Annotated in this window: 14 protein-coding genes; 11 read left to right on the forward strand and 3 right to left on the reverse strand. The window is 61.7% G+C overall.

Features of this window, described 5'->3' with window-relative positions:
* Positions 1-90: 90 nt before the first annotated feature.
* Both LJD17_RS16675 and LJD17_RS16680 read left to right on the forward strand, forming a co-directional pair.
* Positions 91-2,070: a methyl-accepting chemotaxis protein gene (locus LJD17_RS16675; protein ID WP_227385326.1), complete on the forward strand. Its 1,980-nt coding sequence runs from the start codon at positions 91-93 to the stop codon at positions 2,068-2,070.
* A 1,568-nt stretch (positions 2,071-3,638) separates the two neighbouring features.
* The gene (locus LJD17_RS16680) at positions 3,639-3,971 is read left to right on the forward strand and encodes a hypothetical protein (protein ID WP_227385327.1); all 333 of its coding nucleotides are present in this window, start codon (positions 3,639-3,641) and stop codon (positions 3,969-3,971) included.
* 233 nt (positions 3,972-4,204) lie between these two features.
* Here the strand turns inward: LJD17_RS16680 and LJD17_RS16685 are convergent, their stop codons facing one another.
* Positions 4,205-5,128 (reverse strand): LysR family transcriptional regulator, encoded by a 924-nt coding sequence (locus LJD17_RS16685; protein ID WP_227385328.1) that lies wholly within the window; start codon positions 5,126-5,128, stop codon positions 4,205-4,207.
* 200 nt (positions 5,129-5,328) lie between these two features.
* Between LJD17_RS16685 and LJD17_RS16690 the strand changes: the two genes are divergently transcribed.
* The 9 genes from LJD17_RS16690 to glgA all read left to right on the forward strand — a co-directional run bounded on the left by LJD17_RS16690 (position 5,329) and on the right by glgA (position 16,346).
* On the forward strand, positions 5,329-6,303 hold the full coding sequence (locus LJD17_RS16690) for an ABC transporter permease (protein WP_227385329.1): 975 nt from the start codon (positions 5,329-5,331) through the stop codon (positions 6,301-6,303).
* Complete coding sequence (locus LJD17_RS16695) at positions 6,300-7,202, forward strand: ABC transporter permease (protein WP_227385330.1); 903 nt, start codon at positions 6,300-6,302, stop codon at positions 7,200-7,202. Before LJD17_RS16690 ends, LJD17_RS16695 begins: the two co-directional genes overlap by 4 nt.
* Positions 7,203-7,212: 10 nt before the next feature.
* Positions 7,213-8,187: an ABC transporter ATP-binding protein gene (locus LJD17_RS16700; RefSeq protein ID WP_227385331.1), complete on the forward strand. Its 975-nt coding sequence runs from the start codon at positions 7,213-7,215 to the stop codon at positions 8,185-8,187.
* Entirely contained in the window at positions 8,184-9,215 is a 1,032-nt protein-coding gene (locus LJD17_RS16705) for an ABC transporter ATP-binding protein (protein ID WP_227385332.1), read from the forward strand. Before LJD17_RS16700 ends, LJD17_RS16705 begins: the two co-directional genes overlap by 4 nt.
* A gap of 18 nt (positions 9,216-9,233) precedes the next feature.
* Complete coding sequence (locus LJD17_RS16710; RefSeq protein ID WP_227385333.1) at positions 9,234-10,820, forward strand: ABC transporter substrate-binding protein; 1,587 nt, start codon at positions 9,234-9,236, stop codon at positions 10,818-10,820.
* Positions 10,817-12,751 (forward strand): CocE/NonD family hydrolase, encoded by a 1,935-nt coding sequence (locus LJD17_RS16715; RefSeq protein ID WP_227385334.1) that lies wholly within the window; start codon positions 10,817-10,819, stop codon positions 12,749-12,751. The genes LJD17_RS16710 and LJD17_RS16715 overlap by 4 nt, the downstream gene beginning before the upstream one ends.
* A 303-nt stretch (positions 12,752-13,054) precedes the next feature.
* The gene (locus LJD17_RS16720) at positions 13,055-13,489 is read left to right on the forward strand and encodes a DUF2934 domain-containing protein (protein WP_227385335.1); all 435 of its coding nucleotides are present in this window, start codon (positions 13,055-13,057) and stop codon (positions 13,487-13,489) included.
* A gap of 140 nt (positions 13,490-13,629) precedes the next feature.
* Positions 13,630-14,898 (forward strand): glucose-1-phosphate adenylyltransferase, encoded by a 1,269-nt coding sequence (gene glgC, locus LJD17_RS16725; RefSeq protein WP_227385336.1) that lies wholly within the window; start codon positions 13,630-13,632, stop codon positions 14,896-14,898.
* Positions 14,895-16,346, forward strand: coding sequence for a glycogen synthase GlgA (gene glgA, locus LJD17_RS16730; protein ID WP_227385337.1), 1,452 nt, complete (start codon positions 14,895-14,897; stop codon positions 16,344-16,346). Before glgC ends, glgA begins: the two co-directional genes overlap by 4 nt.
* Positions 16,347-16,371: 25 nt before the next feature.
* Here the strand turns inward: glgA and glgX are convergent, their stop codons facing one another.
* Positions 16,372-18,576: a glycogen debranching protein GlgX gene (gene glgX, locus LJD17_RS16735; RefSeq protein WP_227385338.1), complete on the reverse strand. Its 2,205-nt coding sequence runs from the start codon at positions 18,574-18,576 to the stop codon at positions 16,372-16,374.
* A 64-nt stretch (positions 18,577-18,640) separates the two neighbouring features.
* Positions 18,641-20,857, reverse strand: a complete 2,217-nt coding sequence (gene glgB, locus LJD17_RS16740; protein ID WP_227385415.1) for a 1,4-alpha-glucan branching protein GlgB — start codon at positions 20,855-20,857, stop codon at positions 18,641-18,643.
* Between the last annotated feature and the right edge of the window lie 109 nt (positions 20,858-20,966).

A 20,966-nucleotide genomic window follows, 5' to 3' on the forward strand; every position in this document is an offset into this window, starting at 1 on the left:
TACATTTTGCTTTTCTTTTGTTACATACTCTTAACGACCGAGTGCTTTACTGGCTGCGCAGTCTTTGAACTGCAAGCCGGGGGGCATTTCATGACGACGGTAAGATCCATAAAGATAAAGACGATTGGCGCGAAGCTCATGCTTGCCGTCACAGTTACGGCATTGGCCGCCGCAGGCGCCGTTGGACTTGCAGGGTACATCCAGCAGGACGCGCTGAGCGACATGACGATCGAGCAACAACTCTCGTCGCGTTACGAGGCCATTACGGACGCCATGCAGGAGCAGGGCAGGCGTGCCCTTGGCGTCGCCTACACGATCGCGAACGAGCCCGGCATTGCGGAAGCCTTCGAGAAGGACGATCGCGAGGGGCTGCTGTCTCATTATAAAGTGCTGGCTGCCGCGCTGAAGAAAGAGCTGAACCTCAGCCTTGTCAGCTTCCAGAAGCCGACGGGCAACAATTTGGCCCGAGCCCATGCGCCGGATTCGTTCGGCGATAACGTTTTCGGTCGCCGTCGCATGCTGGTCGACGTCGTACAGCAGAGCAAGCCTCTCCTCGGTATCGAGCCCGGACGCGACAACATCAGCATTTTCGCTGCCGTCCCTGTCCTGAAAGACAACAATGTCGTCGGAATCGTCGATATCGGGGCCACCCTCGGGGCAGATTTCCTTGCGGACCTGAAGCGTAGGTTCGGCGTCGATATCGGCATGAACCTGGTGTCGAAGGACAAGATCGATTCTCTGGGCGCGACGTTCAAGGACAAGACCTTGCTTGATCCGGCGAGCCACAGGGAGGCGCTTGAGCGCGCGACGCCGTGGCGCTCGGGTCAGCTTGAAGGTCACTCCGCCGGTATCCTCGTCGGTCCCCTGAAGAACTATTCCGGGCAGCCGATCGGGACGATCGAAGTGGTTCTCAATACCACAGCTTTCGTGTCGGCGCGTTCCGACGCGATGACGATCCTTCTGGCCGTACTTGGTCTTGTCGCTTTGGCGGGAATTCTGATCGCGCTGCTTCTGACCCGGCATCTCGGACGTCCGATCCGTGAGCTGACCGGCACGATGGCCCGTCTCGCCCATGGCGACTGGCGAGCTGAAATCCCCGGGCTCAAGCGACAGGATGAAATCGGCCAGATGGCGTCCGCCGTTCTCGTGTTCAAAGAGAACGGTATCGAGAACGAGCGCATGGCGGCGGCGAGCATCGCCGAGAACGAGGCGAAATCCCGTCGCGCTCTGATCCTCGACCAGATGATGACGCAGTTCGAGCGCAATGTGTCTGCCTTGACCCAGGGGTTGTCGTCCTCGGCAACCGAACTGGAGGCAACGGCGGAATCCATGGCGGCCATCGCCGACCAGACCAACAGCCAGTCGGTTGCCGTCGGGTCTGCGGCGGAGAAAACATCGAGCAACGTGCAGACGGTCGCGGCCGCGACGGAGGAGCTGTCCATTTCGATCCGCGAAATCGCGAGCCAGGTCAGTCAGTCCACGCAGATCTCCGAACGCGCCGTCGAAGACGCCCGTCGCACCAACGCGACCGTCATGAACCTCGCGAACACGGCGGAGAAAATCGGCGACGTGGTCGCGCTCATCAATAGCATCGCATCGCAGACTAACCTTCTTGCCCTCAACGCCACCATCGAGGCGGCCCGCGCCGGGGAGGCCGGAAAGGGCTTTGCCGTTGTGGCGACCGAGGTGAAGGAACTGGCCGGGCAGACCGCGAAGGCAACAGATGAAATCGGGTCCCAGATCACGCAGGTGCAGTCCGCCACCCGCGAAGTCGTGTCGGCGATTCAAGGGATCGCCAAGACGATCTCCGAGATGTCGCAGATCTCTCTCGGCATCGCGGCCGCCATGGAAGAGCAGGGGGCTGCAACATCCGAAATCTCTCGCAACGTCCAGGAAGCCGCGCGGGGCACGGAGCACGTGACCGGCAATATCGGCGAGGTGAAGCGGGGAGCGGGCGAGACGGGTGCGGCAGCCTCCCAGGTGCTTGGAGCCGCAAGAGAATTGGCACGCCATTCGAGCAGTTTGAGTCACGAGGTCGACGAGTTCCTTTCAGGGGTTAAAGCGGCCTAGCGCCTCGGCCCTTGCGGTGTGGGAGTAACAAAAGAGAGCGCGGCACACGTGCTCTCTTTTTGCTGTTGGCCTGACACCAGCGTTCGATGGACGCCGCACTCGTGGGGGATGATCGATCAGCATGGCTGCCGTCGTTCCCTATCCTGAGCCGTGAGCGGCGCAGTGTCATTGCGGGGCCGCGCAGCGGAAGGACAAGGCTCCACTGTCATTCCGGGACGGCCCTGCGGGCCGGCGAGGTTTGTGGAAGGATGCGCGGCTGCCATGGCTCCTGATCCGGGATCGTTGGCGGCTCTGGGTTCCGGGCTCTCGCGCTGCTCGCCCCGGAAGGACAGAGCAGCCCCGTCATTCCGGGGCGCCGCAGGCGAGCCCGGAACCCATACACGCTGCGGGTGCCGGAAAAGAACGCACCGGCTGCCATGGCTCTTTCTCCTGAACGGTCGTGTTGATGGGTTCCGGGCTCTCGCTGATGCTCGCCCCGGAATGACGGCGGAGTTCATCACGGCATGGGGCGGTGTCCTCCGGGCTGGGTGGCCCGGAGGGGAAGCGATCGAGGGTGGCGCGTCGGGCAGCCCGGCTCGCGGATGATGAGAAGGGAAGAGCCGGGAGGCCTCTTCGCGCACGGTTCTTTTAGGCGGACAGGAGAGGCAAGGCTCAGGTCTCGCCGCAGGCGGGATCCGTCTCGTGCGACGGGGGCCTGCGACCGATCCCGACAACCCGCCCAAGCATCCTGGGCCTCCCATCCGGTGCGGCTGCGTGACCGCACGGACGGGACCGTGTCCGGTCCCGCTCTTGCGACGCCTCGCGAGTGCGCCCCTCGTCAGGACCTGATCTGTGAAACGATATAGCTCAGCTTGTACCGTCAGTCAAGAACAAAATGAGAACATCGAGGTACTGCTCGATGCGCCGCCCCATCAAGCCAATCCTCGTTGCTGGCTTGTCAGGCAATTAGGCCGTCTCTCGCCCGTGCGGATGTCATGAGACATATGCCTAGAAGGCCGTTCGTCGCCTCTGCTCGCCTCTTTGCAAACACGCCCGCACGCGTGGCGTACGCCGGTGAGATAAAAATGCCGTGCGACAAGAATGATGAAACGGGCGTCACACCAGCAATAGGCAAGGCGCATGGTCAGGGGTGACAGGCAGTCGTGTTCTGTCCTGCGTAGCGCCGTCGTCTTCGTCGCCCCGTCGTGGCTGTTGCCGCCTGCTCAGCGCCGTCGTTCATGGCAGGTCGTGGGTGAGTGAAGGCGGCAGCCGTTTGGGTCTGCTCCGCAAAGGACCCATCCGTTTATCATGGAAACTCTCGTCAGTGGCGCGGCAATGCTCGGTCCGCTTTTCCTCCGGTATTGGCGGACGCGCCATCCGGATCCGGTGCGCAAGCTGAAGCGTCACTTTCCTGACGACTGATCAACGCAGAAAAACAGCTGACGACCATATTGGCAGCATGGACGCGAGGTCTGCGGCACAAGGCCGATGCAGCAGAGCGCCTCGTCATAAAACTGTCATGGAAACTTCACTGTTACCGAGACATTTTGCCTGCTACCGATGCCGCCACATTATCGAGGAGGCATTCGGTGCCACGCAAAAAATCCAACGACCGCATTGACCTGACATCCGTTTTCGAGAAAGCCCTGCGCCGCGCCAAGAAGCTGGAGCGGTCGCTGACCAAGATCGTGGCCCAGGGCGAGCCGGGCTCTGCCTTGGAGGATGTTTTGAAAAGCGTGCAGAACGGTCTTGCGACGATCAGGAAGGAATCGAAGGCCCACAAGCCGAAGAAGCGCCCTAACGCCCGCGCCAAGAAGCAGGAAGCCGCGACCCCTCGTTCCAAGAAGGACGTTGCAGTGATTCAAAAAGCCGAGCGTGTGGAAGCCAATGCGCAGGCTCCCAAGCAATCTCGAGAAAATTAACGATTTGTTAACCATTCTTAAGCGATAATGAATCGTGGGCAGCTGATGGGGGCTTCAGCTGCCTCTTCGGAAAATCTTTTGGACTGGCAAAGACTTAAGAGCACCGTAAAAGGTGCTCTTTTTATTTGTGCCGAGGGTGCCGCACGCGAACCGTCACGGGGACAGGATCCGTCGTGGGTTTCAATCAGACGGAACTCTGAGTGCTCGCCCGTGGAGAACGGCACACCGAACCCTTACGGCCGATGCTCGATTCGCGCGGTGCCTGTCGCGCCCGCAAGCACCTCCTCGATGAAGATGCCGATGAAATCCTCCGCGGCGCGCGAAAGCGGCAGGCCGGGAAGGCTCACGATGCCATAGTCCAGCATCCGCGTCGGGCGAAACGGACGCATTTCGATTTCGGGAGAGCGAAAGAAGCTCGCAATCAGCGCCGGGACGACCGCGATGCCGAGGCCTGCCGCCGCGCATGCGCAGGCTGCCTCGACCGAGTGGACTTCGATGCGGCAGTGATGCGGTGCCCGTGCTTCGCGCAACTCGTATTCCAATTCATGCCGCGCGGTTCTCTGGCGTCCAAGCAGAATGAGGTCGTTGCGCGCAAGGTCCCGCAGACTGATCTGCTCCTTCGCCGCAAGGGGATGGCTCTTCGACATGACGCATGTCGTCTCGCCCGTGAGAACCGGACGAATCTTAAAACCCTGATCTTCCGTGGGCAGACGCACGAACCCGAGATCGGCGCTCCGCGCTTGAATCATCTGCTCGATCGCCCCATACGGTCCCGACAGGGTCTCGACCACGGCTTTGGGATATTGGGCGAAGTATCGGGCGAGGACCTTCGGCAGAAGGGTTGTCGTGAGGCTGTGCGGGAATGCGACCCGCAGGAGCGCATCGCCGGTGGCGCCGGCCTTGATATCCGCCGCCTTGCGCTTGACCCGCGCCAGCACCTCCGTGAGCTCCTCCACCTCGGGCACCAGGGCTCTCGCTTCGGGCCGGGGGATGAGACGGCCCTTATCGCGGATGAAGAGCTCGAAACCGATCTCCGCTTCCAGGCTCGTCAGGTGCCGGCTGATGGCGGACTGGGAAATGCGCAGGCTCGTGGACGCTCCAACCGTCGAACCGGTAGCAATGACGGCCTTCAAGACCTCAAGCTGTTTGAGATTCATGTTTTTACGCGACCCTTTTTACACGCCGAGGCTTTCGCAAAATTTCATTAGCCTATCTCATTTGCTCATACTATTGCGCGCCTCTCATTGCGAAGCATAACGTTGCCGCAGCGACCGAATGAAAGGCCGTCGATGATACTTTGTTTAAATAGTCCCATGGCTACCCAGCCGGGCCGGAACCGGCGGGTGGAGCCGACGCCATGACCGTTTTCATCATCCGGCGCCTGTCGCAGAGCCTGCTGGTTCTGTTTCTGACGTCCATCATCGTCTTCGCCGGCATCTATGCCATCGGCAACCCCATCGATATTCTCATCGCCGGAGACGCAACCCCGGCCGAGCGGGAGCAGGCGATCCGCGCCCTCGGTCTCGACCGTTCGCTGATCGAGCAATACGGCACCTTCGTCTGGAACGCGCTTCACGGGGATCTCGGGCGCTCCTTCGTCTTCAATCAGCCGTCCATCGACCTCATCTTCAACCGGATGCCCGCGACCCTGGAGCTGGCGTTCGTGGCTCTCGCCCTCTCCTTGATCCTGGGAATTCCCCTTGGTCTCTGGGCGGGGCTGAAGCCCGGGACGGCTCTCGACGAGACGGTCATGACCGGATCGATCCTCGGATTCAGCTTGCCGAATTTCTGGCAGGGCATGATGCTCATCATGATCTTCTCCGTATGGCTCGGCTGGCTGCCGTCTACCGGGCGCGGAGAAGTGGGCAGCGTCCTGGGGATTCACACGAGTCTCGCGACCTGGTCGGGCTTGACCCATCTCATTCTTCCCGCGGTCAACCTGGCGCTGTTCAATATCTCCCTGGTGATCCGCCTGACCCGCAGCGGCGTCCGTGAAACGATGCCGCTCGATTTCGTCAAGTTCGCGAGGGCCAAAGGCCTCTCGGAGCGCCGCATCGTTTCCGTGCACGTGCTCAAGAACATCCTCATTCCGATCGTCACCGTCGTGGGCGTCGAGTTCGGCAGTCTCGTGGCCTTCGCCATCGTCACGGAGACGATTTTCGCGTGGCCCGGAATGGGCAAGCTCCTGATCGACTCCATCATGCGCCTCGACCGCCCGGTGGTGGTCGCCTATCTGCTTGTGGTCGTCACATTGTTCATCGTCATCAACTTCGTGGTCGATCTGCTTTATTCGCTGCTTGACCCGCGCATTCGCCTGGGGAGCGCATCATGACCGCGATCGCGCTTCGAAAGCCCAGCTCCGATACCCTCGTCGGACGCGCGCTCAACGGTCTTTTGAAAAGTCCGAAGGCGACAATCGCGGCCGTTATCTGCCTGTTGTTGCTTCTCACCGCATTGATCGGGCCCTGGCTTGCGCCGCAGGACCCTTACGACCTGATGCAGATCAGCATCATGGACGCGAAGCTGGCACCCGGCTCGGAGAGCATGTCGGGCGGCACCTATTGGCTCGGCACGGACGGTCAGGGGCGGGACATGCTCTCGGCCATGATCTACGGCCTGCGAACGAGCCTCGCCGTCGGCCTCGTCAGCGGCATCGTCGCGCTTGGGATCGGCACGACGCTCGGCCTCATGGCCGCTTATTTCGGAGGGCGTGTCGACACGCTGATCATGCGCCTTGTCGACCTGATGCTGGGCTTTCCGACCATCCTTGTGGCCCTGATGCTGCTCGCGACCATCGGGCAGGGCGTCGGCAAGGTCATGTTCGCGCTTGTGCTGGTGCAATGGGCTCTTTTCGCCCGTGCCGTCCGAAGCGCTGCGCTCATCGAGAAGAGCAAGGAATATGTCGAGGCAGCCGCCTGTCTCGATCTGAGCAAGCCGCGCATCCTGTTCGGCCACCTTCTTCCCAATTGTCTGCCGCCCTTGATCGTCATCGGCACCCTGCAAGTGGCAAACGCCATCTCGGCCGAGGCGACCCTGAGCTTTCTCGGGATCGGCTTGCCGATCACCGAGCCGTCCCTCGGTCTTCTCATCGCCAACGGTTACGAAGTCCTCATGTCGGGACAGTACTGGATCAGCGTTTATCCCGGTCTTCTGCTGGTTCTCCTCGTCTTCAGCATCAACATCGTCGGCGATCGCCTGCGCGAAGTGCTGAATCCCCGGCTCGAGCGATGAGGAGGCATCCGTGAGCAATCCAACCCTCGTCGTCGAAAATCTGCAGACACACTTCCCGACCGAGAAGGGGATCGTCAAAGCAGTGGACGGCGTCAGCTTCGAGGTCGGCCGTGGCGAGGTTCTCGGCCTGGTCGGCGAATCCGGCTCGGGCAAGTCGATCACGGGCTTTTCCATTCTCGGACTCGTGGACCCGCCCGGCAAGGTCGTGGGCGGACGCATTCTCTTTCAAGGACGGGACCTCGTCGGCTTGCCGCCGCATGAAATGAGGAAGCTCCGGGGCCACAAGATCGCGATGATCTTTCAAGACCCGATGATGACGCTGAACCCGGTGCTCAGCATCGGCACCCAGATGGTCGAGACCGTCCTGGCCCACGAGAACGTCAGCGTCAAGGAAGCGCGGGCGCGGGCGCGCGATACCCTCGGCATGGTGGGCATTCCGTCGCCGGAAGAGCGCCTTTCCGCCTATCCTCACCAGTTCTCCGGTGGGATGCGGCAGCGCGTGGCCATCGCGATCGCGCTTCTCCATCGCCCCGACCTGATCATCGCCGACGAGCCGACGACCGCGCTCGATGTGACGATCCAGTCGCAAATCCTGGCCCAGATCCAAGCTCTCTCCAGAGATCTCGGGATGGCCCTTGTGTGGATCAGCCACGATCTCGGCGTCGTGGCGGGTCTCGCGCATCGCATCGCGGTCATGTACGCGGGGCGGGTCGTCGAATCCGGGCCGACCGACCATGTTCTCGATTATCCGGTCCATCCATATACGATCGGGCTCCTGCAATCCGTTGCGGCGAATGCGCCGCGGGGCGCGCCTCTGCGGGCCATCCCCGGCATGGCGCCGTCGCCCCTCAACCGCCCTTCGGGCTGCGCTTTCAGAACGCGGTGCTCCTTCGCGACACCGATCTGCGAGAACGAGCCTCCGCTCGACGATGCGGGCTCCATGGCGTGGCGGTGCTTCCATCCGCAGGCAAGGAGGGTGGCATGACGCCGCTGATCGAAGCTGCCCATGTGTCCAAACGTTTCGTGCGCGATCTCGATTACGCGGAACGAATCGCACGGTTTCTCGGCGCGGATCTCAAACCCCAGACGGTGCATGCGGTCGACACCGTCGATCTGAAGGTCATGCCGGGGGAGGTGGTCGGCCTCGTCGGCGAGTCCGGTTGCGGAAAATCGACTCTGGGTCGGATGCTCGCTGGGATCATGCCGCAATCCGAGGGCACGATCCTCTGGAACGGGCAGGATCGCCGCACGCTCGTCGGGCGACCCGCGCGGGAAGCTCGCCTTGCCGCGCAAATGATCTTCCAGGATCCCATGTCATCGCTCAATCCGCGCAAGCGGGTCATCGACATCGTCGGCGAAGCGCCTGTCGCGCACGGGATCGTGCCCCGCCGTGAAAAGGATGCCTATGTGGCCGGCCTCATGGAGCGGGTCGGCCTCGATCCGAGCTATCGGGAGCGATATCCTCACCAGTTCTCGGGCGGACAACGCCAACGCATCGGGATCGCCAGGGCCCTCGCGGTCAAGCCGCAATTCATCGTCTGCGACGAGTCCGTCGCGGCGCTCGACGTGTCGATCCAGGCGCAGATCATCAACCTGTTCATGGATCTGCGGCGCGAGCTCGGTCTCACCTACCTTTTCATCAGTCACGATATCGGCGTCGTGAAGCATATCAGTGACCGGGTGGCCATCATGTATCTCGGCCGTATCGTCGAGAGCGCACCGGCCGAAGCGTTCTTCGCGCAGCCGAACCACCCTTATACGGTCGCCCTTCTGAACGAGGTTCCCACCATCGCCAACCGGCGGCGCGTGTTTTCCCCGATCAAAGGGGAGATCCCGTCTCCGCTGTCTCCGCCGAGCGGATGTCATTTCCATCCCCGCTGCCCGCACGCTTTCGAGCGCTGCCGCCGCGAAGCCCCCAAGCTTCAGGAAATCGCTCCCGGCCACATCAGCGCCTGCCACCTCAACGATACGTCCTCAACCCAACCTCGGCCCGAAGCCGTTGCTGCTTTCTAATCCGGAAGGAAGTCGTCCATGAAACCGCTCGCTCGTCTCAAAGCTCTCAGCCTCACCGTATCCATGGCCGCGCTTCTCGGCCTCGCGCCGGCCGGCGCGGCCGATCTCATCATCGGCAGCTCCACCGAGCCTTCCGCGTTGGATCCGCAGTTTTCCCGCACCGGCAACAATCAGAACATCGCCGCGCAGATCTTCGACCGCCTCATCACGCCTGACCCGAACCTTCAGGTGACGCCGGCGCTCGCCGAGTCCTGGCAGAATGTCGATCCCACGACGTGGCGTATCAAACTCCGCTCCGGCGTGACGTTCCAGGACGGCAACCCGCTGACCGCCGAGGACGTGATCTACTCCCTCAACCGGGCGAAGGACATTCCCAACAGCCCGGCGCCGTTCACCGGCAATGTCGGCGCGATCGCCAGCATGACCATCGTCGATCCCCAGACCATCGAGTTCAAGACCAAGGGGCCGACGCCCGATTTCATCGAGCAGATCGGGCTGGTGTATATCGTCCAGAAGAAGCTGGCCGAGGGCAAGTCCATCGAGGCCTTCAACGATCGTTCCGCTGCGGTCGGAACGGGTCCCTACAAGGTGAAGGAGTGGGTCCCGGGCGATCACATCACGCTCGTGCGCAACGACAGCTACTGGGGCAAGAAGCCTACGTTCGAAAACGTCACCATCAAGTTCATTGCCAACGACGCGGCGCGCGTCGCGGCTCTGCGCTCCGGCTCCGTCGACCTCATCGATGCCGTCCCGCCCGGCGACGTGCGCTCGCTGTCGAGCGCCGGCGGATTGAAGCTGTGGTCCATCGCGTCCGCCCGCGTGGTCTACCTTGCGCTCGACGCAAGCCGGGATGAAAGCCCCTTCATCGTGGGCGCTGACGGCAAGCCATTGAATCCCAATCCCTTGAAGGACGTTCGTGTCCGCCAGGCCCTTTCCAAGCTGATCAACCGGCGCCTGATCGTCGATCGCATCCTCGACAGCGCCGGCGATGCGGCCGGACAGATCGTTCCCGAGGGAATTGGCGGCGCCGATCCCACCTTGAGGGCATCCCCATTCGATGTCGCCGGCGCCAAGAAGCTGCTGGCTGACGCGGGATATACGCAAGGTTTCGGCATCACCATTCACACATCCAACGATCGTTTCCCGGGGGATGCCGAATCCGCGCAGGCCATTGGCCAGATGTTCGCTCAAGGCGGCCTCAAGGTGAACGGCGTGGTTGCCCAGCCTTACAATGTTTATGCCTCCGCCGCCGGCAAGCAGAGTTTCAGCGCCTTCATCTTCTCTCTCGGCACGACGACGCCGACATCCGCCACCAGCCTGCGCAATCTCCTGATGACTCCGAACAAGGAGGCTGGAACGGGATCCTTCAACCGCACCCGTTATTCAAACGCGGCGTTCGACGAGAAGATGAAACAGGCGACATCCGAATTCGATCCGCAGAAGCGCATCGCTCTTCTGCAGGAGGCGACTCGCATCGCCATGGAGGATGTCGGCGTCATTCCCCTGTTCTGGCCGAAGGTTTATTGGGCGTCGAAGGCGAACGTCACATACATTCCGAACCGCGGCGAGGATCTGCTGGCGACCCTGGCGGGAACCGCTCAATGACCTCACAAGCCTTACGGTCCACCATCGCCTCCACCGCAGACGCGGTGGAGGTCCTTTCCTCCGATGTGGTGGTGCATCGGGACGTGATGGTCAGATTGCGCGACGGAGTCCATCTCGCGACGGACGTCTACCGTCCCGCCGTGGATGGGAAGCCTGTCACGACGCCGCTTCCCGTGATCATGGAACGGACGCCCTACGGCAAGACCCAGCGCTCGCGCTCGGAGATCGAGCCCGGAATGAGCCAGCCCATGACAAGGGCCGAGGTGGCGATGCACTTCGTGCGGGCGGGATTCGTGGTCGTCTACCAGGATTGCCGCGGTCGCTACAATTCGGAAGGGACGTTCACCAAGTATCTCTCCGAAGGACCCGACGGTTACGACACCTGCGCATGGATCGTCGACCAGCCGTGGTGCGACGGCAAGATCGGCACCATGGGCCTGTCCTACGCCGCGCACACCCAGGCGGCGCTGGCCTGCCTGAATCCGCCTGGCCTTGCCTGCATGGTGCTCGACTCCGGCGGCTTTTCCAGCGCCTACCGGACGGGCATCCGCCAGGGTGGGGCCTTCGAGCTCAAGCAGCTGACCTGGGCCTACAACAATGCCAAGGAGAGTTCGGAAGCCCAGAGCGATCCGCTCGTGCTCAAGGCCCTCGAGGCGGAGGACCTGAAATCCTGGTTCACCGTGCTGCCATGGTCGGAAGGGCGTTCGCCTGTCCGATGGGTTCCAGAATATGAGAGCTATGTTCTCGAGCAATGGCGGCAGGGGACCTTCGGCGAGTTCTGGAAGAAAGTCGGCATCTATGCGGAAGGCTCCTACGAGACCTTCCCGAAGGTGCCGGTGGCGCTTCTGTCGAGCTGGTACGATGCCTATGTGCGAACGACGTTCGACAACTACGGAGGACTCGCGCGTGACGGATCGCGTCCGATTTCTCTCATCATGGGGCCATGGCTGCACGGCAACCGGAATACGACGTCGTCGGGCGATGCCTTCTTCGGCGAGAATGCCACTATTTCCGGAAACGTCACGCCGTCATGGCTCGAATTCCGGCGGCGCTGGTTCGAGCGGTGGCTGAAGGCCGTCGAGAACGGCGTCGAGACGGAGCCGCCGGTGCGGCTGTTCCTGATGGGTGGTGGAACGGGCCGCAAGACGAAGTCCGAGAAGCTCGATCACGGCGGGCGCTGGATCGAGACGGAGCGTTGGCCGCTCCCCGAGACGGAATTTTGTCCTTTCTACATTCATGGCGACGGTCGGCTCAGCGACACTCCGGCGGTGCAGGGGGCAAGGCCCCTGAGCTATGATTTCGATCCTTCCGATCCGGTTCCGACGATCGGCGGCGCCTTGACGAGCGGACAGCCCGTCTTTGAAGGCGGAGCGTTCGACCAGCGGGAAGCGCCCCAGTTCTTCGGATGCCGAAATCCTGGGCTTCCGCTCTCCGCGCGGAGAGATGTGCTGTCGTTCGAGACGCAGCCGCTCGAGCAGGATCTGGCGGTCATCGGCCCAATCACTGTCGATCTGTGGGTCTCGTCCGACGCGCTCGACACCGATTTCACGGCGAAGCTGATCGACGTCTATCCGCCATCGGAGGACTATCCGACGGGATATTCCATGATCCTGACCGACGGAATTCTGAGATGTCGCTATCGGAAGTCCTGGGAGGCGCCTGAACTGATCACGCCCGGCGAGATCTTCAAGATCACGATCGAACCCTTTGCGACAGCCAACGTGTTCGCCAAGGGCCACCGCATCCGTCTCGATGTCTCGTCGTCCAACTTCCCCAAGTTCGATGTGAATCCCAACACCGGAGAGGCGGAAGGGATGGGCCGGACGCGCAAGGTCGCGCGCAACACGGTTTACTGCGACGCGGTTCATGCGTCTCGCATCCTTCTTCCTTGCGTGCCGACGGGGCACATCAGAAACCTCAGGAACATCTGAAGCGAGAGGCCCTTCGGAACATTCGTCATTTCCACCGACGGCCGGCCTGCTTGAGACAGTCTTCTCAAGCAGGCATCGCCACGTGTTCACGATGTTCGTCCGGTCACGTGTCAGCGCCGGAGGAGCCGGGCTCGTTCGCGCCATTGGAGCGGAACAGTTTTTTCAGGCTGCCGTTGTCAATTCCGACAGGCGCCCAATAATTCAATCCTACCTGAACCCTATTGAACGCACTCCTCGTCGGCGGCTGTCGGAACGACTTGTATCCGCACGTGGAACGCAAGGGTGTAACGGAAGGCTTTGAGAATGATCATCGATAAAGATCTTGAGCGGCGGGTGCGCGAGCGGGCATACGAGCTTTGGATGCAGAACGGCTGCTTGCCTGATCGCTCTGATGAATATTGGTATCAGGCCGAACAGGAAGTTCTCGCTCGGCCGGCGTCGGAGGACGATCGGGGCCCGGTCCCGGAGAGCCTGTCTCCCGAGGTTGAGGCAAATGCGCCCGAGCCGGGCGTGATGCGCAGCTTCGAGCCGGATGAGGTCCAAGGTTCCTTCGACGTGAGCTCCGCCTCACTGAATTCCGATGACGTGGCAACCGATGAAGCCATGCCGGCACCGTCCGAACCCAAGACGCGCAGACGTCGCAATGTTGCGCCGGCGGTCAATCCGATCGACGGAGATGCGCCCGCAACGGGAGCGCCGAGGCGCAGGCGTTCACCCCGCACCTCCGGAGAGGTGTGATCGTCTCCGCTCATGGTGTCGGCGTGCGGAAGCTCAAGGACGGTAATCCTTCCGAATACGAATAAAGCCACAGAACCCGGACGAGCTTCGTGCGTCTACATGATGAGGCAAAGGTTGCCTTGTGATGTGAGGATCCCGTCTTGCCGAACGCTCCTACCGCTTCCGGACCGCTCGCCCGCCACACGATGGCTTATATTCTCGCAGGAGGCCGTGGCAGTCGCCTGATGGAACTCACCGATGTTCGCGCAAAGCCCGCGGTTTATTTCGGCGGCAATACGCGGATCATCGATTTTGCGCTCTCCAATGCCCTGAACTCCGGCATCAGGCGGATCAGTGTGGCAACACAGTACAAGGCGCACAGCCTCATCCGGCATCTTCAAAGAGGCTGGAACTTCCTCCGGCCGGAGCGCAACGAAACATTCGACATCCTGCCCGCGAGCCAACGCGTTTCCGAGCACATGTGGTACGAAGGTACGGCCGACGCCGTCTACCAGAACATCGACATCATCAGGAGTGCCGATCCCGACTACATCATCGTCCTTGCGGGCGACCACGTGTACAAGATGGATTATGAGCCCATGCTGCAGCAGCATGTGGACTCGGGCGCCGACGTGACGGTCGGATGTCTCGAGGTGCCGCGGATGGAAGCGACGGGTTTTGGTGTCATGGCGGTGGACGAGACGGACCGCATCGTCTCGTTCCTGGAAAAGCCGGCCGATCCTCCTGGAATGCCGGACAACCCAGAAATGGCTCTTGCCAGCATGGGGATCTATGTTTTCAGCACCGCCTTCCTGTTCGACCAGTTGCGGCGCGACGCCGCCGAGCCCGGATCGAGCCGAGACTTCGGCAAGGACATCATCCCTTATCTTGTCACACACGGGAAAGCCGTCGCGCATCGGTTCACCCGTTCCTGCGTCCGGTCGGGAAATCAGTCCCAGGCCTATTGGCGGGATGTGGGTACCGTGGATGCTTACTGGGAGGCCAATATCGACCTGACGGAGACCGTGCCGGCTCTCGATCTTTACGATCGGGATTGGCCGATCTGGAGCTATTCCGAGATGCTGCCACCCGCGAAGTTCGTGCATAACGATCACGGCCGGCGCGGCCAGGCCATCAATTCACTGGTTTCGAGCGGGAGCATCGTTTCGGGCGCTTGCCTGAGACGCTCTCTCGTGTTTACCGGGGTCCATGTGCACTCCTACGCGGATGTGGAAGGGGCTGTTGTGCTTCCCTATGTTGATATCGCACGCTCGGCACGACTGAGGAATGTGGTCATCGACCGGGGCGTGCGGATTCCGGAAGGGTTGGTGGTCGGTGAGGAGCCGGAACGGGATGCGCAGCGGTTTCGCCGCACCGACAAGGGCATTTGCCTGATCACCCAGCCGATGATCGACAGGTTGGCGGGATGATGCCTCTGAACGTTCTGTCCGTCACGTCGGAGCTTTTTCCCATCATCAAAACAGGAGGCCTGGCGGATGTCGCCGGCGCTCTTCCGGGAGCGCTTGCGAAGGAGGGCATTCGTGTCGTCACCCTGCTGCCGGGCTATCCGGCGGTCCTTCCGGGCCTCGACAAAATGGAAGTGGTGCGGTCTTACGACGATCTGTGGGGAGGGCCCGCGCGCCTTATAGCGGCGCGAGCCGGTCATCTCGATCTTTTCGTCATCGACGCGCCACACCTTTTTGACCGGCCCGGCTCTCCCTATCTCACGCCGGATGGCCGCGATTGGCCCGATAACGCTCGCCGCTTCGCCGCCCTGTCCCGCGTCGCCGCCGATATCGGTTTCGGGCTCGTTCCCGGCTTCGTGCCCGATGTGGTTCATGCTCACGATTGGCAGGCCGGGCTGGCGCCGGCCTACCTGCATTTCGACGACCGGCCCCGTCCAGGGACCGTGATCACCGTCCACAATATCGCGTTTCAGGGGCTCTTTCCCGCCGATCTTCTCTATGAGCTCGGCCTGCCGCCATCCGCTTTCACCATCGATGGTGTGGAGTATTACGGGCAGATCGGCTTCCTGAAGGCGGGTCTGCAATTGGCCGACCGCATCACCACCGTGTCGCCGACCTATGCCAGGGAAATTCAAACCCCTGAGGGAGGAATGGGCCTCGACGGCCTGCTGCGCGCGCGTGCGCCGGACGTGTCGGGCATTCTCAACGGCGTTGACGAGGATATCTGGAATCCCGCGACCGACCCGAACCTCAAGGCTCGCTTCGGACCTGACGCGATCGAGGCCCGGGCCTTCAATAAGGAAGCGCTTCAGCGCCGTCTGGGCCTGACGGTCGACCCGGATGCGATGCTCTTCGGGGTCGTGAGCCGGTTGTCGGAACAAAAGGGTCTCGACCTGGTGCTGGGTGCATTGCCGGTCTTGCTGGAGGACGGCGCTCAGCTCGCTCTTCTGGGGGCGGGAGACCGCATCCTGGAGAGCAGCTTTCAGGCCGCCGCGGCCGTATATCCCGGACAGGTCGCGTGCTTCCTCGGCTATGACGAGGTCCTTGCCCATCAGATCCAGGGCGGAAGCGACGCGCTTCTCGTGCCGTCCCGCTTCGAGCCCTGTGGACTGACGCAGCTTTGCGCCATGCGTTATGGCAACGTGCCGATCGTGTCCCGTGTCGGCGGCTTGGCCGATACAGTCATCGATGCAAACGAAATGGCTGTCGCTGCTGGAGCTGCCACGGGCTTTCAATTCTCACCGGTCAGCCTTCCGGCAGCACTGGAGGCGTTTTCCCGCGCGAAGCGACTCTGGTCCGATGCGGATGCTTGGCGGCGCCTTCAGGCCAATGGCATGGCTCTCGATGTGGGATGGAGCCGGCCGGCGCGGCAATATGCCGATCTGTATCGAGAATGTCTCGAGGAGATCTGACGAAGAGAGAGACCGGATCCCGGCCTCACGTTTTCCTGTCGCCGCTCTTCTTCGGGACTTCCGGCTTCAGCTGAAGCAGCAGAAGGGAATGGCCCGTAACGGGATACTCGTCGCCGAAGGCGAATTCAGGGGCATCCTGCAGATCTGGCTGGTTCGTGTCCACAAGGCACATCCATGACTGTCCCCCCGTGACGTCCGGCAATTTGCATTTCACCACGTCGTCGTAGGCGTTCAGGATGAGCAGCAAGGTCATATCCGTCCCACGCCTGCGAATGCCGGTGGGCTGCGCGCGGCCGTCGAGCAGCACGCTGATGCAGCGGGCATTGGGATTTTGCCAATGTTCAGGCGTCATTTCATCGCCCGTGGGTGTCAGCCAGGTGACATCCTTGACGTCCAGCTCCTCGTTGTAGACCCCTGTGAGGAAGCGTCCCCGCCGGAGGATAGGAAGCGCATGGCGCAGGTTGATGAGCTTGCGCGTGAAGTTCAGAAGCTCCAGCCCATCCTCGTCGATCCCGGCCCAGTCGATCCAGGAGATGTCGTTGTCCTGCGCATAGGCATTGTTGTTGCCGTGCTGGCTGCGGGCAAACTCGTCCCCGGCGAGCAGCATGGGCGTGCCTTGAGAGAAGAGAAGCGTTGCGAGCATGTTGCGGATCTGGCGAAGGCGTACGGACCGGATCGCCGGATCGTCGGTTGGCCCCTCGACGCCGTAATTGAACGACAGATTGTTGTCGTGCCCGTCCCGGTTATCCTCTCCGTTCGCTTCGTTGTGCTTGTCGTTGTAGGATACCAGATCGTTGAGCGTGAAGCCGTCATGGGCTGTCACGAAGTTCACCGAAGCCCACGGCTTGCGGCCCCGCTTGTTGAAGATGTCGGACGAGGCGGTGAGACGCGTGGCGAGTTCAGGCAGCTTGCCTTCGTCGCCTTTCCAGTATGCCCTTACGGTGTCCCGGTAGCGGTCGTTCCACTCGGCCCAACCGGGCGCGAAACGCCCGACCTGATAGCCTCCCGGCCCGCAATCCCATGGCTCGGCGATCAATTTCACCTCGCTGAGGGCAGGGTCCTGGCGGACCGTGTCGAGAAAACGCCCGTCTTCATCAAAGCCGTGCGGTTCCCGGCCTAAGATCGTCGCGAGGTCGAACCGGAACCCGTCGATGCGAACCTCCTGCGCCCAGTAGCGCAGGCTGTCGGTTACGAGCTGGAGCACACGGGTGTGGCTGAGGTTGACCGTGTTGCCGGTTCCCGTGTCATTGATGTAGTAGCGCTGATCGGGCGCCAGTCGGTAGTAGGACGCGTTGTCGATGCCCCGGAACGAGAGCGTCGGCCCAAGCTCGTTGCCTTCGGCTGTGTGGTTGTAGACCACGTCGAGGATCACCTCGATGCCTGCCTCGTGGAGATGGTTCACCATCTCCTTCACCTCGTTCACGAAGGGCGTCGCCAGATAACGGGGCTGCGGCGCGAAGAAGCCGATGGAGTTGTATCCCCAGTAATTCCGCAGGCCTTTGTCCGTCAGGTAGCTGTCGTCGACATAAGCGTGGATCGGCAGCAGCTCGACCGCCGTGACGCCGAGATTCTTGATGTAATTGATCACCTCATGATGCATCAGCCCCGAAAACGTCCCGCGCAGTTCTTTAGGGACCGCCGGATGCTTCATCGTGAAGCCGCGCAGATGCGTTTCATAGATGATCGTGCGCTCCCAGGACGTGCGCGGGCGTCGCTCGTGCCCCCAGGTGAACGCAGCTTCGACAACCCGGCATTTGGGCATGAAGCGCGCGCTGTCGCGCTTATCGAAGGAGAGATCGGCTTCCGGCGAGCCGATCGTGTAGCCGAACAGGGCCGGATCCCAGACCAGATCGCCGATAAGCTGCTTGGCATAGGGATCGAGAAGAAGCTTGTTGGGATTGAAGCGATGGCCTGCCGTTGGTTCATAGGGGCCATAAACGCGGTACCCATAGGTCGTGCCAGGGCGGGCGTCGGGCAGATAACCGTGCCAGACCTCGTCGGTATATTCAGGCAGCTCGATCCGTTCGATTTCGCGTTCGCCGTCCGGGTCGAACAGGCAAAGCTCAACCCGTGTGGCGTTGGCGGAGAAAATCGCGAAATTGACCCCCAGACCATCCCAGGTCGCACCGAGGGGATATGGCCGTCCTTCCCGCACGCGTGACTGGCGCCTCACGCCGGGGGCGACAACCTCCTCGGCTCGCAACTCACGGGTGTCGATTTTGTCGTTCATGAGATTTCCGGTCGTAAGCTGAGCAAATCACTTGGTGACACAACGCGCGAAAGCTCGGGAAGTCTCACAGGCTGTGCGTGATATTCGCCGAGACATCGCCCAGGGCCGAAACGAGGATAAGCGTTGCAAGCGGGGGCAGCGTCAGCGTCAGCGAGTAGGGCTGCCCGTGGCTCGGCGTGGCATCGGCCTCGATCCCTCCGAGGTTGCGGACATTGCTGCCGCCATAGAGATCCGAATCCGTGTTGACGACCTCGCGGTAGACGCCGGGCAGCGGCACTCCGATCCTGTACCTCTCCTGCGGTGTGGGAGTGAAGTTGGAGAGGATGATGGCCACCTCATCATCCTTCTCTCCCCTGCGGGCGAAGGCCAGGACGCTGTTGTCCCGGTCGTCCGCCACGAGCCATTGGAAGCCTCGGCTGTCACAGTCGCGCTCGTGAAGGGCAGGAAGGTTGCAATAGGCGCGATTGAGATCGCCGACGAGAGCCTGCACTCCTTTGTGAAGGGCATCGTCCAGCACATGCCAATCGAGGCTTTCGTCGTGATTCCACTCACGTTCCTGGCCGAATTCGCCTCCCATGAACAACAGCTTCTTGCCGGGATGCCCCCACATGAAACCGAAATACGCACGCAGGTTCGCGAAGCGCTGCCATCGGTCTCCCGGCATGCGGCCGAGAAGAGAACCCTTGCCGTGCACGACTTCGTCATGGCTCAGCGGGAGGATGAAATTCTCCGAGAAGGCATAAAGAAGGCCGAAGGTGAGATCGTGATGGTGATAACGGCGATAGACGGGGTCCTTGCCGATGTAGCGAAGGGTGTCGTGCATCCAGCCCATGTTCCACTTGAAGCCGAAACCGAGGCCGCCCGTATAGGTGGGTTGCGAAACGCCCGGCCACGCGGTCGACTCCTCCGCGATGGTGACCGCTCCCGGGGACGTAGCGTATGCGACCTCGTTCATGCGCCGCAGAAAATCGATCGCTCCCAGGTTTTCGTTGCCGCCGTAGCGGTTGGGAATCCATTCGTCGGCCTTGCGGGAGTAATCCAGGTACAACATCGATGCGACGGCATCGACCCGCAATCCGTCGAGGTGATACCGCTCCAGCCAGAAACGCGCATTCGCCACAAGGAAGGCCGCCACTTCCTTCCGTTCATAGTTGTAGATGTACGTCCCCCAATCCTGGTGGAAGCCCTGGCGTGGGTCCGCGTGCTCGTAGAGATGCGTGCCGTCGAAATACGCAAGCCCATGGGGATCGTTGGGGAAATGCGCCGGCACCCAGTCCAGGATGATGCCGATCCCGGCCGCATGCGCGGCTTCGACGAAAGCCGCGAAGTCTTCAGGTGTGCCGAAACGGCTCGTGGGCGCATAAAGAGAGATGGGTTGGTAGCCCCAGGAGCCGTCGAACGGATACTCGGTGATCGGCAGGAGCTCGATATGGGTGAACCCGAGCTCCTTCACATAGGGAATAAGTCGGACCGCCAATTCGCGATAGGTCAGGTAGCGGTTGCCCTCTTCGGGTACGCGGGCCCACGAGCCGAGATGGCACTCATAGATCGACATCGGCATTTTGCGCGGGTTCTGCGCACTTCTTCGTGCCATCCACTCAGCGTCACGCCAGGCGAAGTCCGGAGTGCTTTTCAGCACCGAGGCCGTTGCGGGAGGCTTTTCGGCTCCAAAGGCGATTGGATCGGCCTTGAGAGCCATGAGTTCTCCATTGAGACCGATGAGCTCGAACTTGTAGCGCTGGCCCTCGACGGGGCCTGGGATGAAGAGTTCCCAGATCCCACCCTCATGACGCCGCCGCATAGGGTGGCGCCTGCCATCCCAATCGTTGAAATCGCCCACGACGCTCACGCGGCAGGCATTCGGCGCCCAGACGGCGAACAGATAGCCGTCAATTCCGCTCGGGCTGATCGGATGAGCACCGAGCTTGGTATAAATGGCATCGCTCCCGGGATCCCGCAGGTTCGCAATGTCCTCATCGCTGAGAAAGGTGCCGAACCGGTACGGATCGTCCCGAACCTCCTCGCGGCCACCTTTGGTAACCCTGAGACGGTAGTCGTCGGGGCGCTCTGTTGCGTTGAGAGTGCCGACGAAGAGTCCTTCGGACAATCTCCTGTCCATCTCCGTGAGAGTGGTCGTTCCGTCCGGAGCCAGCAGGGTGAGGGATTCGGCATCCGGTGCAATGACGCGGATTTCCCAGAGACCCTGTGAAATCTCGTGCGGGCCCAGGATGGAAAACGGGTCGCCTTGATTGACGATCTCGGCAACCGTCCGGGCATGCATGGGGAGTTTCGTGTCCTCCCTCAATCCGCCTCGGCGCCGTGTCGTTCCGGCATCCCCTTTCATGTATCAACCTCTTATTGATGTTGGGCTCGCGACCGACCGAACGGCT

It is taken from the genome of Microvirga rosea (assembly GCF_020595095.1).
Lineage (GTDB): Bacteria > Pseudomonadota > Alphaproteobacteria > Rhizobiales > Beijerinckiaceae > Microvirga > Microvirga rosea.